Consider the following 15798-nt stretch of genomic DNA (forward strand, 5'->3'; position numbering starts at 1 on the left):
CCCGCCCATCGCCATCACCGCATCTTATTTCTCCTCTTTCCTTCCGCTTTTCTCAAGCGCTTTTTTCGAGATCGCCTCGTGGAGTTGGTTTATCTGCGCTACCCTTGGCTGTTCGTGGCAGGCGCGATCCGAAGTTTCAACTCGCCGGAGCAACAGGCGTAGCGCAGTCAATCCATATTGTCGAGCCACTCCTGCAATTTCCCGCGCAGCTCATCGCGCACCGCCCTGAAACCGGCAAGCTGCTCCTCTCTGGCGCCGCTCTGATCGGCAGGATCCGGCAAAGGCCAGAAAAAACGGCGTCCATCGAGAAGGCCCGGCCAGATTCTCGGGCAGCTTGCCTGGGCCTTGTCGCAGACAACGATGAGATAGTGCACGGGAACCCTGCCGAGATAGAGTTCGACCGGCTTGGGTTTCTGCGAGGCGATGTCGATGCCGACCTCCCGCATCACTTCAACCGCGAGCGGATGCACCTCCTCTCTTGGTTCCAGCCCGGCGCTCATAGCGACGAACCGGTCGCCGGCCATCTCCCTGAGCAGCCCTTCGGCCATCTGGCTCCGCGCCGAGTTTCCGGTGCAGAGAAAGAGCACATTCTGTTTCTTTTCCATCTTCGTACAGGTTTTTGTTTGAAGTCGAAGCAAAAATCCAGGCGTTGTCAGGCTTCGCTCACACCGCCGAACCACTTCTCCCTGAACCACAGCGAAACGTTCACCAGCGCGATGAGCGCGGGCACTTCCACCAGCGGACCGATGACGGCGGCGAAGGCTTCGCCGGAGTCGATGCCGAAGACCGCGACCGCGATCGCGATGGCCAGCTCGAAGTTGTTGCTCGCCGCCGTGAAGGAGAGCGTGGCGGTTTTGGAGTAGTCCGCGCCGATCTTGCGCCCCATCCAGAACGACACGAGGAACATGATGACAAAATAAAGTAGCAGCGGAATGGCGATACGCACCACATCCATCGGAATTTTCACAATGTATTCACCTTTGAGCGAGAACATGACGACAATCGTGAAGAGCAGCGCCACCAGAGTCAGCGGGCTGATGCGCGGCACGAAGACCGTTTCGTACCACTCGCGCCCCTTCAGCCGCAGCATGACGAAGCGCGTCAGGAATCCGGCGATGAAGGGAATGCCGAGGTAGATGAAGACCGACGAGGCGATTTCGGCGATGGTGATCTCGACGCGGAACGAACTCATGCCGAGCCAGCCGGGCAGCACCGTCAGAAACACCCAGGCGTAGACCGAAAAGAAGAGCACCTGAAACACCGAGTTGAAGGCCACCAGCCCGGCGGCGTACTCGGTGTCGCCTTTGGCCAGCTCGTTCCAGACGATCACCATCGCGATGCAGCGGGCCAGGCCGATCAGGATCAGCCCCGCCATGTAGTGCGGCATGTCGGCGAGAAGCAGCACGGCGAGCGTGAACATCAGCACCGGCCCGATCACCCAGTTCTGCACGAGCGACAGGCCGAGCACCTTCGTGTTGCGGAATACGTCGCCAAGCTCCTCGTACTTCACCTTCGCGAGCGGCGGATACATCATGACGATGAGGCCGATGGCGATGGGCACGTTGGTCGTGCCGGACTGGAAGCGGTTCCAGAATCCGGCGATCTGCGGATAGAGATAGCCGGAGAGCACCCCGACGCCCATCGCGAGGAAAATCCAGAGCGTCAGGTAGCGGTCGAGGAAAGAGAGCTGTTTTGTCGTGTTACTCATGATCAGGCTCCTGCAATGGTTTCGCGATAAAATTCGCCGAACCGCGCTTCGATTTCGTCGCGCACCCGGCGGAAGACAGCGAGCACCTCCTCAGCGCTGCCGGTGGCCGCCGCCGGATCGTCGAAGCCGATGTGCAGGCGGTGCTTCACCTCGCCGGTAAAGAGCGGGCAGCTCTCTTTGGCGCCGTCGCAGACCGTCACGACGTAATCGAACGGCCTGGAGAGAAATACGTCAACGCTTTTCGGCTGGTTTGCCGAAATATCGATGCCGACCTCCCGCATCACCTGAACCGCCAGCGGATGAACTTCGCCAGCCGGAATCGTGCCTGCGGAGAAGACTTCGAGTTCGTGGTCGAAGGAGCGCAGGAACCCTTCGGCCATCTGGCTCCGGCACGAGTTGCCGGTGCAGAGAATGAGTATCGATTGCTTCATGTCTTTTTCAGAATGTGAGTTATGCGATTCAGAAAACAGCGTTGAAAACGAAGCCGACCAGCATGATGCCCGTCGCCACGACTCCCGCGAAAATCGCGATGAGCTGCGGGCGGAGCACCTTGCGGAGGATAATCATCTCCGGAGCGGAGAGGGCGATGACGCTCATCATGAAGGCGAGCACCGTGCCGAGCGCCGCCCCCTTGCCCAGCAGCGCCTGCACGACCGGAATGATTCCGGCGGCGTTGGAGTACATCGGCACCCCGATCAGCACGGCGGCGGGCACCGACCACCACACCTCGTTGCCCATCAGCGAGGCCATGAAGTTCTCCGGCACGTAGCCGTGGATGCCCGCGCCGAGGCCCACGCCGAGCACAATGTAGAGCCACACCTTGCCGACGATCTGGCGCACGTGGCGCACACCTTCGCCCGCCCGCTCCGGCCAGCTCACGGCGTCAGCGGAAAATTCCGACGAAACCGCGCTGTTCTGGAGCTTTTGCACCCACTCTTCGAGAAATCGCTCCAGCCGGAGCTTGCCGATCACCATCCCCGAAATCACCGCAACGAGCAGGCCCATCGCGAGATAGAGCATGGCGACCTGCCAGCCGAACATGCCGAAAAGCAGCGCAAGCGCCACCTCGTTGACCATCGGCGCGGAGATGAGGAACGAGAAGGTGACGCCGAGTGGCACCCCCGCCTGCAAAAAGCCGATGAAAAGCGGCACGGCGGAGCAGGAGCAGAACGGCGTCACAATGCCGAGCGTGGCGGCCATCGCGTTGCCGACGCCCGTGCGCCTGCCGGAAAGCATGGCCCGCGTCCGCTCCGCCGAAATGAAGGTATGCACCACCCCCATCGCGAACACCACCGCCGTCAGCAGCAGGAGCACCTTCGGCGTTTCGTAGATAAAGAAGTGCAGCGCCTCGCCGAACGGGGTGGCGCGGCTCAAGCCGAGAGCGCCGACCAGCAAGCCAGCGCCCGCTTCGAGATTCAGGTAGAGCGCCGCCCAGAGCGCCGCCGCCGCAAGCGCCCCGGCGATCCACGCCGGGGTCGAAGCTCGTAGGCCGTTGGAGTTGCGCGAATCGTGCGTTTGCATCGTTTCAGCAGCAGGTTCCGTTCTGGCGGCCGATCCCTTTGGCGTGGTTGCCGCAGCAGCCGGAGGGCTTCGGAGCGGCGGTAAGGAACTGACGCAGCTCGTTGCTGGACGGTACGCGCCCGCTGCACACCACCTTGCCATCCACCACGAGGCCGGGCGTTGACATCACGCCATACGACACGATCTCCTGAATGTCTTCGACCTTCTGCACATCGGCCTCGATGTTTTCAGCGGCGACTACCGCTTTCACTGCGTCGGCGAGCTGGTTGCATTTGGCGCATCCCGATCCGAGAATCTTGATCTCTTTCATTGTTCTGTTTTTTTTTGAGTTTATCGCAAATGAACGATTTGTTAAAGAAGCTTTATCTTCGACGAATTTCGATCTCAACACCCGCATCCGCCGCTCTTTTCGGAGGCGAAAAACTCACCGAAGAGCGCTTGGGCCTTTGCCCAGTTTTCACGATGGATGCAGTACTTCACCTTTGGCGGATCGATCTCCCCCTGGATCAGCCCCGCCTCCTTGAGTGCCTTCAGGTGCTGCGAAATGGTCGATTGCGCCATCGGGATCAGCCCGGTCAGCTCCCCCGTAAAACAGCAAGTCTCCCCGGCCAGCAGCCGCAGGATTCTGATCCGCACCGGATGGCCCAGCGCCTTGGCCATCACCGCAAGCTCAATCTCGCTTGTGCTGTAGCCGATGTCGGAAAGGGTTCTCTGCATGAGTGTGTTTTTAATTCATCGTAAATATACGATGAATGTTGAAAGATGCAAGTCGAAAAGTGCGCGGGGGGTAAGAACGGCGTCGTTTTAAGGGACGGGGCGGATGGGTGGAGGATTGCGGCTCAGATGATTCTGGTTGTTTGGTGGATAATTTTGCGCTAATTTTTCAGGTGATTGATTTGCGGGTGTGTTCTCGGCTTCGGTTTTGGTGTGGGTCAGTCGATGGGCTGTGAGCCGTGTTCTTATGCCGATCCGTATAAGACGCAAAAATAAAACGCAATGTAAGGTTTAAGTGATTAAAAATCAGGTTATTAACAGTATTTGTAATGGCTTCTCGATTGCGTTTTATATGGGCTGTGATTCAAAAATCCGCAGTTTAGGCGGATCAGTATAAACAATGTTAAGCCTATACATATGCATAAATTCAATTTAATCGAAAATGCAAACGACTCTTTAGAGCATGCAATCAAACACATGGGGCCGGTCAATAAGAACGGCGTCGGTGACTGGAAACGGATAATTGTAGACTTCGCCCATGTGGTTGAATTGCTATTCAAAGAAAAGTTACGCCAGACACACTCTGCTTTTGTTTTCGACAATATTGACAAATATCCATCAAATGACGCATTCACAGTCGGAGCAGAAAAGGTATTCAAAAGGCTTCAAAAAATTTGCAATATTCAGTTTTCAAAAGAGGAAATAAGCGCCATCAATACGGCGAGAGAAAAAAGAAACGAAATCGAGCATTTTGAGTTTTCAATTACTGAACATGAAGCTAAAGCGCTTGTCGGTCAGGTGCTTTCGTTCATATTTAGCTTTGCCGATGAGCACTTGAATTTGGAGTGGAAAGCTTCTCATCTGAAAGACGGTAAATGGTTGATTCTTCGCCAGTACACGGAATTTTATGATGATTTACTTCGTAAAGCACAAGAAAAGATTGATGCAAATGAGATATATGTAATCAAATGCACCTCTTGCCACAACGAAACATTCGATGTGGACGAAGAAGCGTGCCTCGTCTGCGGGCACAGCGAAGAAGTTCTTGAGTGCAAATGGTGCAAAGAACCATATATATTTTCATCATGCGAGTACGGCGAAGAGGCACAACTTTGTCCGAGTTGCGAATGGAAAGATGGTTATGCTGCTGCTAATTTTGAAAAGTATTAAACACGGTTTAACCAGTCAATAAACCTGACCGGAAATAGCCGCATTCTTGAAAGGTGGGCAACCTTTCGGCCGGCAGGTTATTTCACCGTTAGACGATAAGAGTAGCTGTTGGATCCCGGGTTTTTATTTGTCAAAAACATCGACAACCTCAGGGGGGCTGACAGCTCTTTTACATCAGGTAAAAATATCGGCGAAAACGATGTAGATATTCTCGTCAGCTTTCATGATCTATTCAATTGACGGCGTCGCGGATAGATGTTTTGGAATAAACCCAGCCTGGCGCCAAAACCGTTTTTTACTTCCCACCTTTCTTTCCCCTGCTTTTTTCCAGCACCTTCTCCGAGATCGCGCCTTCGATGTCCGACGAAAGCGTGAGGCTTCTGAAGAGGTCGAGGTTGAAGGTTGAGGTTCTCCGGTCGGTTGTTCTGGAAGGGTTTAAGGGGGCTTGTGTTCATCATCAGCCCCCTATCGTAACATCTATCACACCGCCGCTCGCAACACCTCGACGATGTCCGCTTTCGTCATCATCGGTCTGCCGGGGAGCTGGCCTTCTGCGTTACCTGCGACGAGCAGGGTGTCTTCGGCGTAGCGGTCGAGGAGTTCGTCGCCGATGCCGCATTCCGACAGGCGCGTCGGGCAGCCAATGGAGCGCAGGAATGCCTCGAAGCGGTCGATGCCTTCCAGCGCGGCCTCCATGTCGTCAGACTTTGTAATGCCGAAAATGCGCCGGGCGAATTGCGCGAATCGCGCGGGCCGCGTCTTGGCGGCGAAGCGCATCCAGGCCGGGTTGACGACGGAGAGGCCCGCGCCGTGGGCGATGTCGTGCTGCGCCGAGAGCGTGTGCTCGATCATGTGCACCGGGAAGGGCGAGAGCGTTCCGGCCTGCACCCAGCCGTTCAGCGCAACTACCGAGGCCCACTGCGTCTGGGCGCGCGCATCGAGGTCGTTACCGTCGGCGACCGCTTTTGGCCCGTACTCCATCGCGGTGAGGATCACCCCTTCGGCGAAGCGATCCTGCACCGGCGTACCGTCAACGCCATTGAAGTACGCTTCGGTGATGTGTGTGATGAGGTCGCAGATGCCGTAGGCGGTCTGGTCGGGCGGAACGCTCACGGTCAGTTCGGGATCGACGATGGCCGCTTTCGGGTAGAGGCACTTCGCGCCGACGAACGATTTGATCATCGTTTTCTCGTCCGTGATGACCGCGCCGCTGTTCATTTCCGAGCCGGTTGCAGCAAGCGTCGGCACGGTGATGATCGGCAGCGCGCGGGTCGGAAGTCGCCGCGCCGCCTGGCCGTGCGGGAACATGTTCCACAGGTCGCCCTCGTAAAAGACCGCCGCCGCCATGACTTTCGCGGCGTCCATCACGCTGCCGCCGCCGAGCGCGATCACCACGTCGCAACTCTCCCGCCGGGCGATCTCGCCGCCCCGCGCCACCGACGAAAGGCGCGGGTTCGGCTCGACGCCGCTGCACTCCACCGCCGACACTCCAGCCTCGTCGAGGCTCGCGACCGCGCGGTCAAACGCGCCGTTGCGCTTGACGCTGCCGCCGCCGGTGACGATCATCGCTTTGTTGCCGTATTCGCGCGCTACTTCGCCGAGCCGCAAAAGCGTTCCGGCTCCAAAGATCATGCGCGTTGGATTTTGATACTCGAATTTCATATGGGTACTCCTGAAAATGTTGTCCGTTGTTTTCCTGTCCGCCAGACAGGAGTCGACTGCAATGTGCAAATCCGCGACCGAATTTTGCAAGCTTTTCGATGGCAAGCCGGAGGCTGCTTTGCGCGAGTTTGTCGGCAGGGCGGCTGGCGCGGAATACTCTGGTTTTATTGCTGTTTTTCAGGTTTTTCGACTCTCTTGCCGTTATAAATTTTATGGATGTGAAATTTTGTCTAAAAATTTAAGGCAAAATGTTCGATATAGTGCGAAATATTAAGACAAGTGTTCCGTCTGGTTCAGAGTTTGGCGGCGGCTGGGGTGGAACAGCTTTTTTTCGGTGCAAAACAGCGTGGCAGCATCGCCGCCGAATGTTATCCACTTTTTTTGTAACAGACGCTTTTCATTGACGTTACCTCTTGATTTCGCCCTTCTTGCCTGTTTTATCTCATCATTTTTCCAGCCTCAATCTCCTTTTCGCGCCAGTCTGGCACTCTTTTTGAATATCGATATGTAGTTCAGGGTATAACGGATTTACCGGAGCCTGAACCGGTTCAACAACCCTAATCAACGTATCGATATGAAAAAGATAGCCATTTACGGAAAGGGCGGTATCGGCAAGTCCACGACGCAGCAGAACACCGCGGCGGCCATGGCCTACTTTCACAACCAGAAAGTCTTCATCCACGGCTGCGATCCGAAAGCCGACTCGACCCGCATGATCCTCGGCGGCATGAACCAGGCGACGATTATGGACATGCTCCGGGATTCCGGTGCGGAGAAGATCTCCGACAAGATGGTCATGGCCGGTTTTCAGGGCATCCGCTGCGTCGAATCCGGCGGCCCGGAGCCGGGCGTCGGTTGCGCGGGGCGAGGCGTCATTACCGCCATCGACCTGATGGAGCAGAGTGGAGCCTACACCGAAGATCTCGATTACGTCTTTTACGACGTACTTGGTGACGTGGTGTGCGGCGGCTTCGCCATGCCGATTCGCGACGGCAAGGCGCAGGAGGTCTATATCGTGGCGTCTGGCGAGATGATGGCGGTCTATGCGGCTAACAACATCTGCAAGGGGCTGGTCAAATACGCCAAACAGAGCGGCGTACGCCTTGGCGGCATCATCTGCAACAGCAGAAAAGTCGATAAGGAGCGCGAGTTCGTCGAGGAGTTCGCCGCCGCGATTGGTACGCAGATGATCCACTTCGTTCCGCGTGACAACATCGTCCAGAAAGCGGAGTTCAACCGCAAGACGGTGATCGAGTTCGCGCCGGAATCAGACCAGGCAAAGGAGTATGGCGAACTGGCGCGCAAGATCATCGAAAACAAGATGCTGGTCATTCCGAAGCCGCTCAACATCGACGAGCTCGAATCGATGGTCATCAAGTACGGTCTGTGCGATTAATTCAATATCAAACAAGGAGATACGCGAATGAAAATGGTGAGGGCAATGTTGCGTCCCGAAATTGCGGATGCTGTGTCGGACGGGCTGGCCGAGGCGGGCTTCATCTCGATGACCAAGATGAACATTTTTGGCCGGGGCAAGCAGAAGGGCATCAAGATCGGCGATGTCCACTACGACGAGCTGCCGAAGGTGATGATGCTGCTCGTGGTCGATGACGAGGATGTCGAGGATGTGGTGGCCGTGATGAAGTCGAAAGCTTATACCGGCAACTTCGGCGACGGCAAGATTTTCATAACGCCCGTCGATGGCGCATTCACCGTGCGCACCGGCCAGGCAGGCTTATAAGGAGATACGGCTATGAAGGAAATACTGGCAGTGATTCGTCCCAAACAGGTCAAGAGGACGAAGGATGTTCTCGAACAGCTCGGCTTTCCGGCCTTCAGCGCGGTCGCCGTGCTTGGGCGGGGCAAGCAGAAAGGCATCGCCGGGGAGATCGCCTGCGAACTGCCGGAGGGGCTGGAGTCCACGCCGGGCAGCTCGAAGTACGTCCCCAAGCGCATGGTGTCGCTGATCGTGCCCGACGAGGACGCCGACCTGGTGGTCAAGGCGATCCTGAAGGTAAACCAGACGAAGCAGTACGGCGACGGCAAGGTGTTCGTCTGCCCGATCGACAACGTCGTGAGGATCAGGACGGACGAGGAAGGCGAGGCGGCAATCAAGTGAGATTTCTTACGAACAGTGACGAGTGTGTTTTTGTATTCTGCTATACGGTCTTGTTATAAAAGATTTTTATAAATTGCGTTGTTAATTAACAATGCCACTGCACTACTGCTTTATAGGTCATGAGTGAATTAATACAAATATCTGGTTGTGAGAATGTCAACCGTAAGGCGGATGTCATTTTTGTTCATGGCTTGGGTGGTGATGCCCGTGAGACATGGCGCTATGGAAAAGACGATTCGACTTCATGGCCGCATTGGCTTGGGGAGGATTTTCCTGAGATCGGAGTATGGTCACTAGACTATGAGGCAAGTCCGACGAAATCTAAGGTATTTTCAAAAATACTCGGTTTTGGTTCTAAGAACTCAGGGCACGCCCAGTCATTGCCAGACCGCGCGTGGGAGGTATTAACATATTTAACACAAAACGGTCTTGGCACACGTCCTCTTATGTTCATCTGCCATAGCATGGGAGGTCTTTTGGTTAAGCAGTTGCTTCGAAAAGCCAGCGACAAACCGGATGAACCGTGCATGCAAGACCTACTACACCAGACAAAAGTTATTTTTTTTCTTTCTACACCACATTCTGGAGCAGAACTCGCCTCATTTCTTGATGCTTTAAAAAAAATCTTCCGAACCACAAAAAGCATCAAGGATCTTCGAATGCACGATGCCCATCTTCGCGATTTGCTTGAATGGTATCGTGGCCAAGCCCAGCGTCTTGGAATAGAGACTCGAACATATTATGAAACAAAACCGGTTAATGGCTTTCTTTCCGTTGTTAACCCATCCTCAGCGCACCCTGGCGTTGGTTCTGCTCCTATAGCACTTGACGAAGACCATATTTCAATTTCCAGACCACTTAATCGAAATACGCATATTTACGGAGCGGCGAGTAATCTTCTGAAAAGCCATGTGCTTATCTCGATTACAGTTAATTCTTCAATTTCAACAAGTAACGCATCTAACGAATCAATAACGATTGCATCACCCCAAGCTGATCAACTCATAAGCGTTATCCAATCACAAGCAAATACGATCAATCGTCTCACATCACCACCCCCCCCCGGGGCACCGTATGAGGTTACAAAATATTTGGCAAAAGAGGCACAAGATTGGAATTATCAATTACCGTTTTTACAGAGGTCTCAACATGTATCAGGCATCGTTACCGAAGAGGTTTTCAAGAGTTCGGAAGATAGATTGTCACTTATAAATATTGACGATCTATTTGAAAAATATGAAACTGCAAAGGATATTGAAAATGAGATTCTATCTCAGCTATCATTATGGAATAATGATACGGCACTTAGTCTAGCAGGAAAACTTAAAGAGTATATAGAAAAAACAAATATCTCTGAAAGCAAACGCTTTCTTAATTACTTATTTTTGATAGCAAGAGTACATGTAAGTTGTGCTGAGAATAAAGATTCAGAGTCAGCAAAACATATCGAGAGAGCTAAAAAATTATTTAACAAGATAGACAAGTATTTGGCGGTTTCACCTCGACCAGAGCTTGCTGCAGATGTATTCGCACTAAGGGGTTCGATAGAAAAGATTAAAAATGGTGAAGATGCCGCACTTGAGTATTTAGCTGACCGTGAAGACCCATACGCTATTCGGATACGCCTTGCTATTTATTTAAGAAAAAATGATTTAGAGGCAGCAATAAGGCTAATTGATGTGCGCCCTCCACATTTGAAGTGGTGTGATCTTGGCGTTGCAGCATATGCCGGTGCTGGGCATCGAGCAAAAGCGCTGAAACTAGTTGACTGGGCCAATGCACAAGACAAAAAGAATAAATATCCCCAATGTGTTGTACTCCTTGCCGATGCGTCTTTAGTTCGGGCGTTGATCAACCAGGAACCGGGTCAAAATATCTTGCCGCAAAATCTTACTGAAACCGAGAAATCCGCCATCCAACAGGTTCTCAAAGATATTGACCCTGTGTTGTCTGTCATCATGAGTCGAGGTTCGATTGATTCGGAACTGGCCGCCTATGCAGTCAATATTGCCTGGAAAGCATATATTTTTCTTGGGAAACCAGAAGAAGTGGCAAAAATGACTCGGCTTATGTCAACTCGTACGCCCATTCAACTCGATGTTGCACGTAGCGTAATGAGCGGTTTTATCACTCCACCGCCAGACCTTCCTCAGCGATTGCGAAACGATTATCCTGATGATCTTAATGCGAACATTCTCGCAGCTGTCATTGAGTCAAAAATGGGGCAACCAGAAACTGCTTATGATTCGGCAAGGAAGCTCCTTGTACTCGCAGACACCAATGAAAAGAAGGATGAGCTTTTTAAGTTGTTTCAGCATTTGGTTCAAGAATTGGATGGTGATACTCTTGATGAGTGTGAGAAAATAGCTCGACCATTAGTTGATCACAACCCGCGAATGCAGGCGATGTTCGATGCTAATCAATTTCTCCGTAACGGTAAGCCGGATATGGCTCTTGATGTGCTTGACCGGTATCCAGCCATGGACGATGTTTTCTGGATGCAATTACGAGGTGAAGCATTGAGGCTAAATGGTCGTCTTCCTGAAGCAGTCGAGATGTTTAGGCTTGCATCTCTTCAGACAGGTTCCACAGAATTACTTCATCAAGCCGCTAACCTTGCTTTTCAGGCAGAAAAGGTAGTTGATGCTGTGAGACTTTATGAAGAGCTTATGGCGGCGCAACCTGACAACCATGCTGCTCGGAGTAGTCTTGCCTTTCTGTACGCCTTCAATTTACACGACATAGGCAAGGCCGCCATTCATTACCAGGCCCTGCATGATGCAGAGCCTAGTAATCATATATACACCATTAATTTGGCGGTTTGCTTTGCTCAACTTTATAGACCACATGAGAGCTTAGCGCTATATGATGAAGAATGCAAGGTTGAACAGCCAGAAATTAGAGCCGTATTAGGTCGTTCTGAACTCTATTTAAGTTTGGGGAAACCAGATGAGGCCTGCGACTCAATTAAGAATTTTCGTGATTGCTTCTGGGAAATCCCAGATTTTCTCCTTGCTTGTATGAATACCGCATATGCAGCAGGTGATGAGGAATTTGCACATGCGGCGCTAAGCAAGCTCAATGAACTCCGAGTTGCTAAAAAAGTTGATGAGCATTCGTTTCATCTGGTTCAGACAGACGAAGCAATCGAAATGTTTAAAGAGTCCTTCAAAGCTACAGAGGATAGAAAAAAACACATCCATACGGAAATACTGACGGGACGTATGCCATGGGTTTTGGTAGCGCAAGCTTTTGGTGATGCTGTTTACTGGTCTTGGCGATTGCGTACACAAGAACTGAAGTGGATTAACGACGACCAGATCAATCGGGCTTGTTATTCGATCTATTCGACAAACGGATTCCATGCTGGGCAAATGGATGACGGAAAACGAGCATTGCTTCCTTTAGAATGCCCAGTTTCAGGCACTACAATTGTTGCCGATTTATCAGCTCTGATTTCACTTCACAGACTTGACCTATTGGACAAAGCTGCCGATTATTTCGGCGAAATTCTTATCCCTGAGCAGTATTTAGCAACCGTGTTGGAGGATGGTAAGAAAATGGTGTTTCATCAACGCTCAAAGCAGCGAACAGCAGATGAGATCAATCGTTATGTAGCAGATGAAGTGATTACGATTGAGCAAAATGGCAGAAATGATCCGATTTTTATCGTGGACGAGTATAATGAAACAGACGGACACAGGTATCATCTTATCGATGTGATCGCTCCAATTTATGAGGCGGGGCTTGTTGATGAATTGACATACGAACGAGTAAAAAGAGTGTGTCTAAAACCATCCAGTGTAGATGGTGAACATCCTCCAATTGGACATTTCCAGAGCGTTCATATTGAACTGCTATCTCTTGAAACGCTAACCTCATTTGGGTTACTGGATCAGATCACTAAGTTCTACCGTGTGTACATTACAAGTGAGGCTCGTATTGAAGTAAGGCAGCGTCTTGATCTCTTATGTTTCCAGGAAGAAACAAGAGTTTGGCATTTTGATCTTTGGAATCGAATTCGTGATGACAAGAGATTCAGATTTGTTCGACAGCCTCTACCGCAAGGAGTGCAAATTAACATTCGTGATAACAAGAATGTAATTGCATTTTTTTCAAGCTTCATGGCTCAAGATCAGCGTCTACCTCTGCTGGCTGATGACCGAGTATGTCAGGCGATGACTCTTAATGTGCAGGATAATGCACCATATGGTTCTTTCGGATCAGATGCTGTAGTTCTTGCTTTGCATGAATCTGAGAGGTTAAATGATACAGAAGCTGCAGCGGCAATTCTGACAATGATGCGGTGGCGTTATCGGTTCATTGTTCCAACAGCAAAAATTTTAAAAACCTATGCAGCACAGTATCGTATGAATCCACCTGGACTTCCACTCCAAGAGGTGGCAGAATACGTTCACGATTGCATGCGGGATACCGGTCTATTTGGTGGATTAGAGAAAACGGATTTCACTCAATCTATGTCAATGCAACTCTACATGTCTTGGATGCAGATTCTGGCATCATGGATTGTAGATTTATGGTTAGATGACAAAATTTCGAAGGGTGCCGCTTCGCGGTTAACGGAATGGTGTGTTCAGGAGTTTCTTCCATCTCAGCCTCGTGTTGTTCCTGGTGCTATCAAGGGTAGGATGGGATCATTGGTCGAAAAAATTCTTATAACACATATGTTACTGAATTCAAATTCTATCGATGATGATGAGCGAGTATCTGATGCCTTGATGGCTGTTAAATCAGCTCTGAAGCTTTCACAAGAAGAATATCTATCAATAGTAACTGAAATCTTGAATGATACACAAAGAACAGATTCCGAGTCCTGATGATATAAAAAATGTTAAGCGATCAATACAGATGCGTATGGGAAAGATCGCTCTAAGCAACATTGAACACATGGAAGCAAGAGCATATCGTGCCTTACAGGATATTGGTCTGATAAGTGATGCAGCAGTTCCTCTTGGGACTAATATCGAGATCGAAGTCATACGTGATCATCAACACGCAAGAAGGCAAAAGCTTACAGAAGGTCCTTTATTTCTTTATAAATCAGAAGAAGATGATGATTCAAAATTAATACTCGAAGACCTTACCATTCTCATTCTCTCTGATTCTCGTGATGTTCGAATAGCAGTTATAGAATCCATTGAAAAAATGCTTTTAAAGAATCCTTTGATACTCACTTCGAAGAGTTTTGGATTATTGAAAGCATCTCGCAATGCAATATCATCACCGAATCCAGAAAATTGGAGGCCTAAAGCAATATTAGTATATGATACTTTAAACGATGATATTCTTTTTTCTTTATCAGGAATCCGTCAGAGCCTGCAAAATGAGCCTGTAATTCAAGATGCACTTAAATTTTATGCACCTAAGGTTATTCATCCCAGCGTTATTTCATGTGACTCGATTAGTCTTTCTATTGGGAACCCGGAACGAGATCATGGGACATTAAAAACACTGTTATCCGATATAGTTAACAGCTCTTCGAGTCTTACCGAATTATGCAGCAGCTATCTTGAAAAAATGGGATTTCTTCCTTTTGCACCATCATATAGTATGGCGACAGCTGTTAAAAATTTGGTCTCTTCTAAAAATTATAGTATTGATGTTTGGCAAGATGTGTGGAAATGGGTTGACTTTCAAAATACTTCTTTATCAAGATACCATGCTTGCTCAGTTTTCGTTCTTTTCCCCGAATTCATTCCTGATGGTAAATTACCGAATCTGTGGGAACAAATTCTCACAGTAGTGCAGAACTCAGACAAGAAAAATGAAAGCTCTCCAGAGTTTAGTCCATGGGCACTCCGTAGAGACCTTGCTCTTCATTACACATACCACCTTGAAGCACGTTTGCCAGAAAATGATGGTGGGAGTATTGGTTATTTTGCATGGTGGTTTTCGGAGCAGGTTGCAGCTCTTTTTCCACCTGACATTCTCTCAGCTAAGTTCTGCCGTGAAAAATGGGTCAAGCCTGCTTTAGAGTTTTCGTCTCTCTCATGGCTGGCTGCAAGTGCTCCCATTCAGCGCTCGTTTCTAAGACAAATCACTTTATGTGTTAATTCTCCATGGGCTGCATCACTATTGACAATGATGGGAGAGCACATGAATGAGCTTGTTCCTACTGATCTGGCAGAGGATAGCCGTAATAGATTCCAAGACGCATTGGTCTTCAACACGTTTTCTGTATTGCCTTTTTCAATCAAGATAACGGATGATCCGACTTTTGCGTTAGAAGGCTCACTTGCTGATACCATTCTTAAATGGGCTGAATATCAACCAGAGGAGCATAAAAAAGGATTGCAACAACTCGTAGAGATGAGCGATACACTTGGAAGCAGCGAAGGGTTATTGGATGCCATAAAAAAACTGGGTGAATTTGATCTACCAAAACAGGTTGTCGTGTGTTTCGCCTTAAAAAGAAAATTACTTATTGATCAGACACTTACAGAGGGAATTTGGGAAATTATTTCCGACTTTAAATGGAGAAAGAATGTACTTGGCAATATCGATTATCATATTCAAGCGTCACTCATTGATTCTTTGTGCACACTTTTAATTGAAAATGGTGACAAGTGGTACTCGTATTTGCCACATTTCATTGCAGAGCTATGTGAGAAGGAGGAAACTGATGAACACAGACGAGTTCTGTTTTTGTATGTAATCCATACAAGTCTTGCGTCTGATACGGTAAGCGCGGTACGTCGCCTTCTGAGGGGAGAACATAAGGCGAAGTTCATGGAGTACGTCAAAGAATATCAGGATCGAGTTGAAACTATTCGCTATGACTATCCTCCATGGGTTGCGGGGAAGCTGCGTGGTTTAATGGCGAGCTTACATGTTATATAATATTGAAAACATGCAGATTAAAACGTATAAAGAATAGAGAATG

General features: G+C 50.1%; 13 protein-coding genes. 6 read left to right on the plus strand and 7 right to left on the minus strand.

Features of this window, described 5'->3' with window-relative positions:
- Positions 1-167: 167 nt before the first annotated feature.
- The 6 genes from FGF66_RS04860 to FGF66_RS04885 all read right to left on the minus strand — a co-directional run bounded on the left by FGF66_RS04860 (position 168) and on the right by FGF66_RS04885 (position 3946).
- Positions 168-605: an arsenate reductase ArsC gene (locus FGF66_RS04860; RefSeq protein ID WP_139456568.1), complete on the minus strand. Its 438-nt coding sequence runs from the start codon at positions 603-605 to the stop codon at positions 168-170.
- Positions 606-652: 47 nt separating this feature from the next.
- On the minus strand, positions 653-1708 hold the full coding sequence (arsB, locus tag FGF66_RS04865; RefSeq protein ID WP_139456569.1) for an ACR3 family arsenite efflux transporter: 1056 nt from the start codon (positions 1706-1708) through the stop codon (positions 653-655).
- 2 nt (positions 1709-1710) lie between these two features.
- Positions 1711-2139, minus strand: a complete 429-nt coding sequence (locus FGF66_RS04870; protein ID WP_139456570.1) for an arsenate reductase ArsC — start codon at positions 2137-2139, stop codon at positions 1711-1713.
- A 28-nt stretch (positions 2140-2167) separates the two neighbouring features.
- Entirely contained in the window at positions 2168-3229 is a 1062-nt protein-coding gene (locus tag FGF66_RS04875; protein ID WP_139456571.1) for a permease, read from the minus strand.
- A 4-nt stretch (positions 3230-3233) separates the two neighbouring features.
- Complete coding sequence (locus tag FGF66_RS04880; protein WP_139456572.1) at positions 3234-3539, minus strand: thioredoxin family protein; 306 nt, start codon at positions 3537-3539, stop codon at positions 3234-3236.
- A 74-nt stretch (positions 3540-3613) separates the two neighbouring features.
- Positions 3614-3946, minus strand: a complete 333-nt coding sequence (locus tag FGF66_RS04885) for an ArsR/SmtB family transcription factor (RefSeq protein ID WP_139456573.1) — start codon at positions 3944-3946, stop codon at positions 3614-3616.
- A gap of 474 nt (positions 3947-4420) precedes the next feature.
- Here FGF66_RS04885 and FGF66_RS04890 point away from each other — a divergent pair, with 474 nt between their 5' ends.
- Positions 4421-5113: a hypothetical protein gene (locus FGF66_RS04890; protein WP_170181218.1), complete on the plus strand. Its 693-nt coding sequence runs from the start codon at positions 4421-4423 to the stop codon at positions 5111-5113.
- Positions 5114-5593: 480 nt separating this feature from the next.
- Here the strand turns inward: FGF66_RS04890 and FGF66_RS04895 are convergent, their stop codons facing one another.
- The gene (locus FGF66_RS04895) at positions 5594-6775 is read right to left on the minus strand and encodes an iron-containing alcohol dehydrogenase (protein WP_139456575.1); all 1182 of its coding nucleotides are present in this window, start codon (positions 6773-6775) and stop codon (positions 5594-5596) included.
- A gap of 574 nt (positions 6776-7349) precedes the next feature.
- Here FGF66_RS04895 and nifH point away from each other — a divergent pair.
- The 5 genes from nifH to FGF66_RS04920 all read left to right on the plus strand — a co-directional run bounded on the left by nifH (position 7350) and on the right by FGF66_RS04920 (position 15755).
- Positions 7350-8171, plus strand: a complete 822-nt coding sequence (gene nifH / locus FGF66_RS04900; protein WP_139456576.1) for a nitrogenase iron protein — start codon at positions 7350-7352, stop codon at positions 8169-8171.
- Positions 8172-8198: 27 nt separating this feature from the next.
- The gene (locus tag FGF66_RS04905) at positions 8199-8516 is read left to right on the plus strand and encodes a P-II family nitrogen regulator (RefSeq protein ID WP_139456577.1); all 318 of its coding nucleotides are present in this window, start codon (positions 8199-8201) and stop codon (positions 8514-8516) included.
- A gap of 12 nt (positions 8517-8528) precedes the next feature.
- Positions 8529-8894, plus strand: coding sequence for a P-II family nitrogen regulator (locus FGF66_RS04910; RefSeq protein WP_139456578.1), 366 nt, complete (start codon positions 8529-8531; stop codon positions 8892-8894).
- Positions 8895-9013: 119 nt separating this feature from the next.
- On the plus strand, positions 9014-13732 hold the full coding sequence (locus FGF66_RS04915) for a hypothetical protein (RefSeq protein WP_139456579.1): 4719 nt from the start codon (positions 9014-9016) through the stop codon (positions 13730-13732).
- On the plus strand, positions 13701-15755 hold the full coding sequence (locus FGF66_RS04920; RefSeq protein ID WP_170181219.1) for a hypothetical protein: 2055 nt from the start codon (positions 13701-13703) through the stop codon (positions 15753-15755). The genes FGF66_RS04915 and FGF66_RS04920 overlap by 32 nt, the downstream gene beginning before the upstream one ends.
- Positions 15756-15798 lie beyond the last annotated feature (43 nt).

It is taken from the genome of Chlorobaculum thiosulfatiphilum (assembly GCF_006265165.1).
In the GTDB taxonomy this organism is placed as follows: Bacteria; Bacteroidota; Chlorobiia; order Chlorobiales; family Chlorobiaceae; genus Chlorobaculum; species Chlorobaculum thiosulfatiphilum.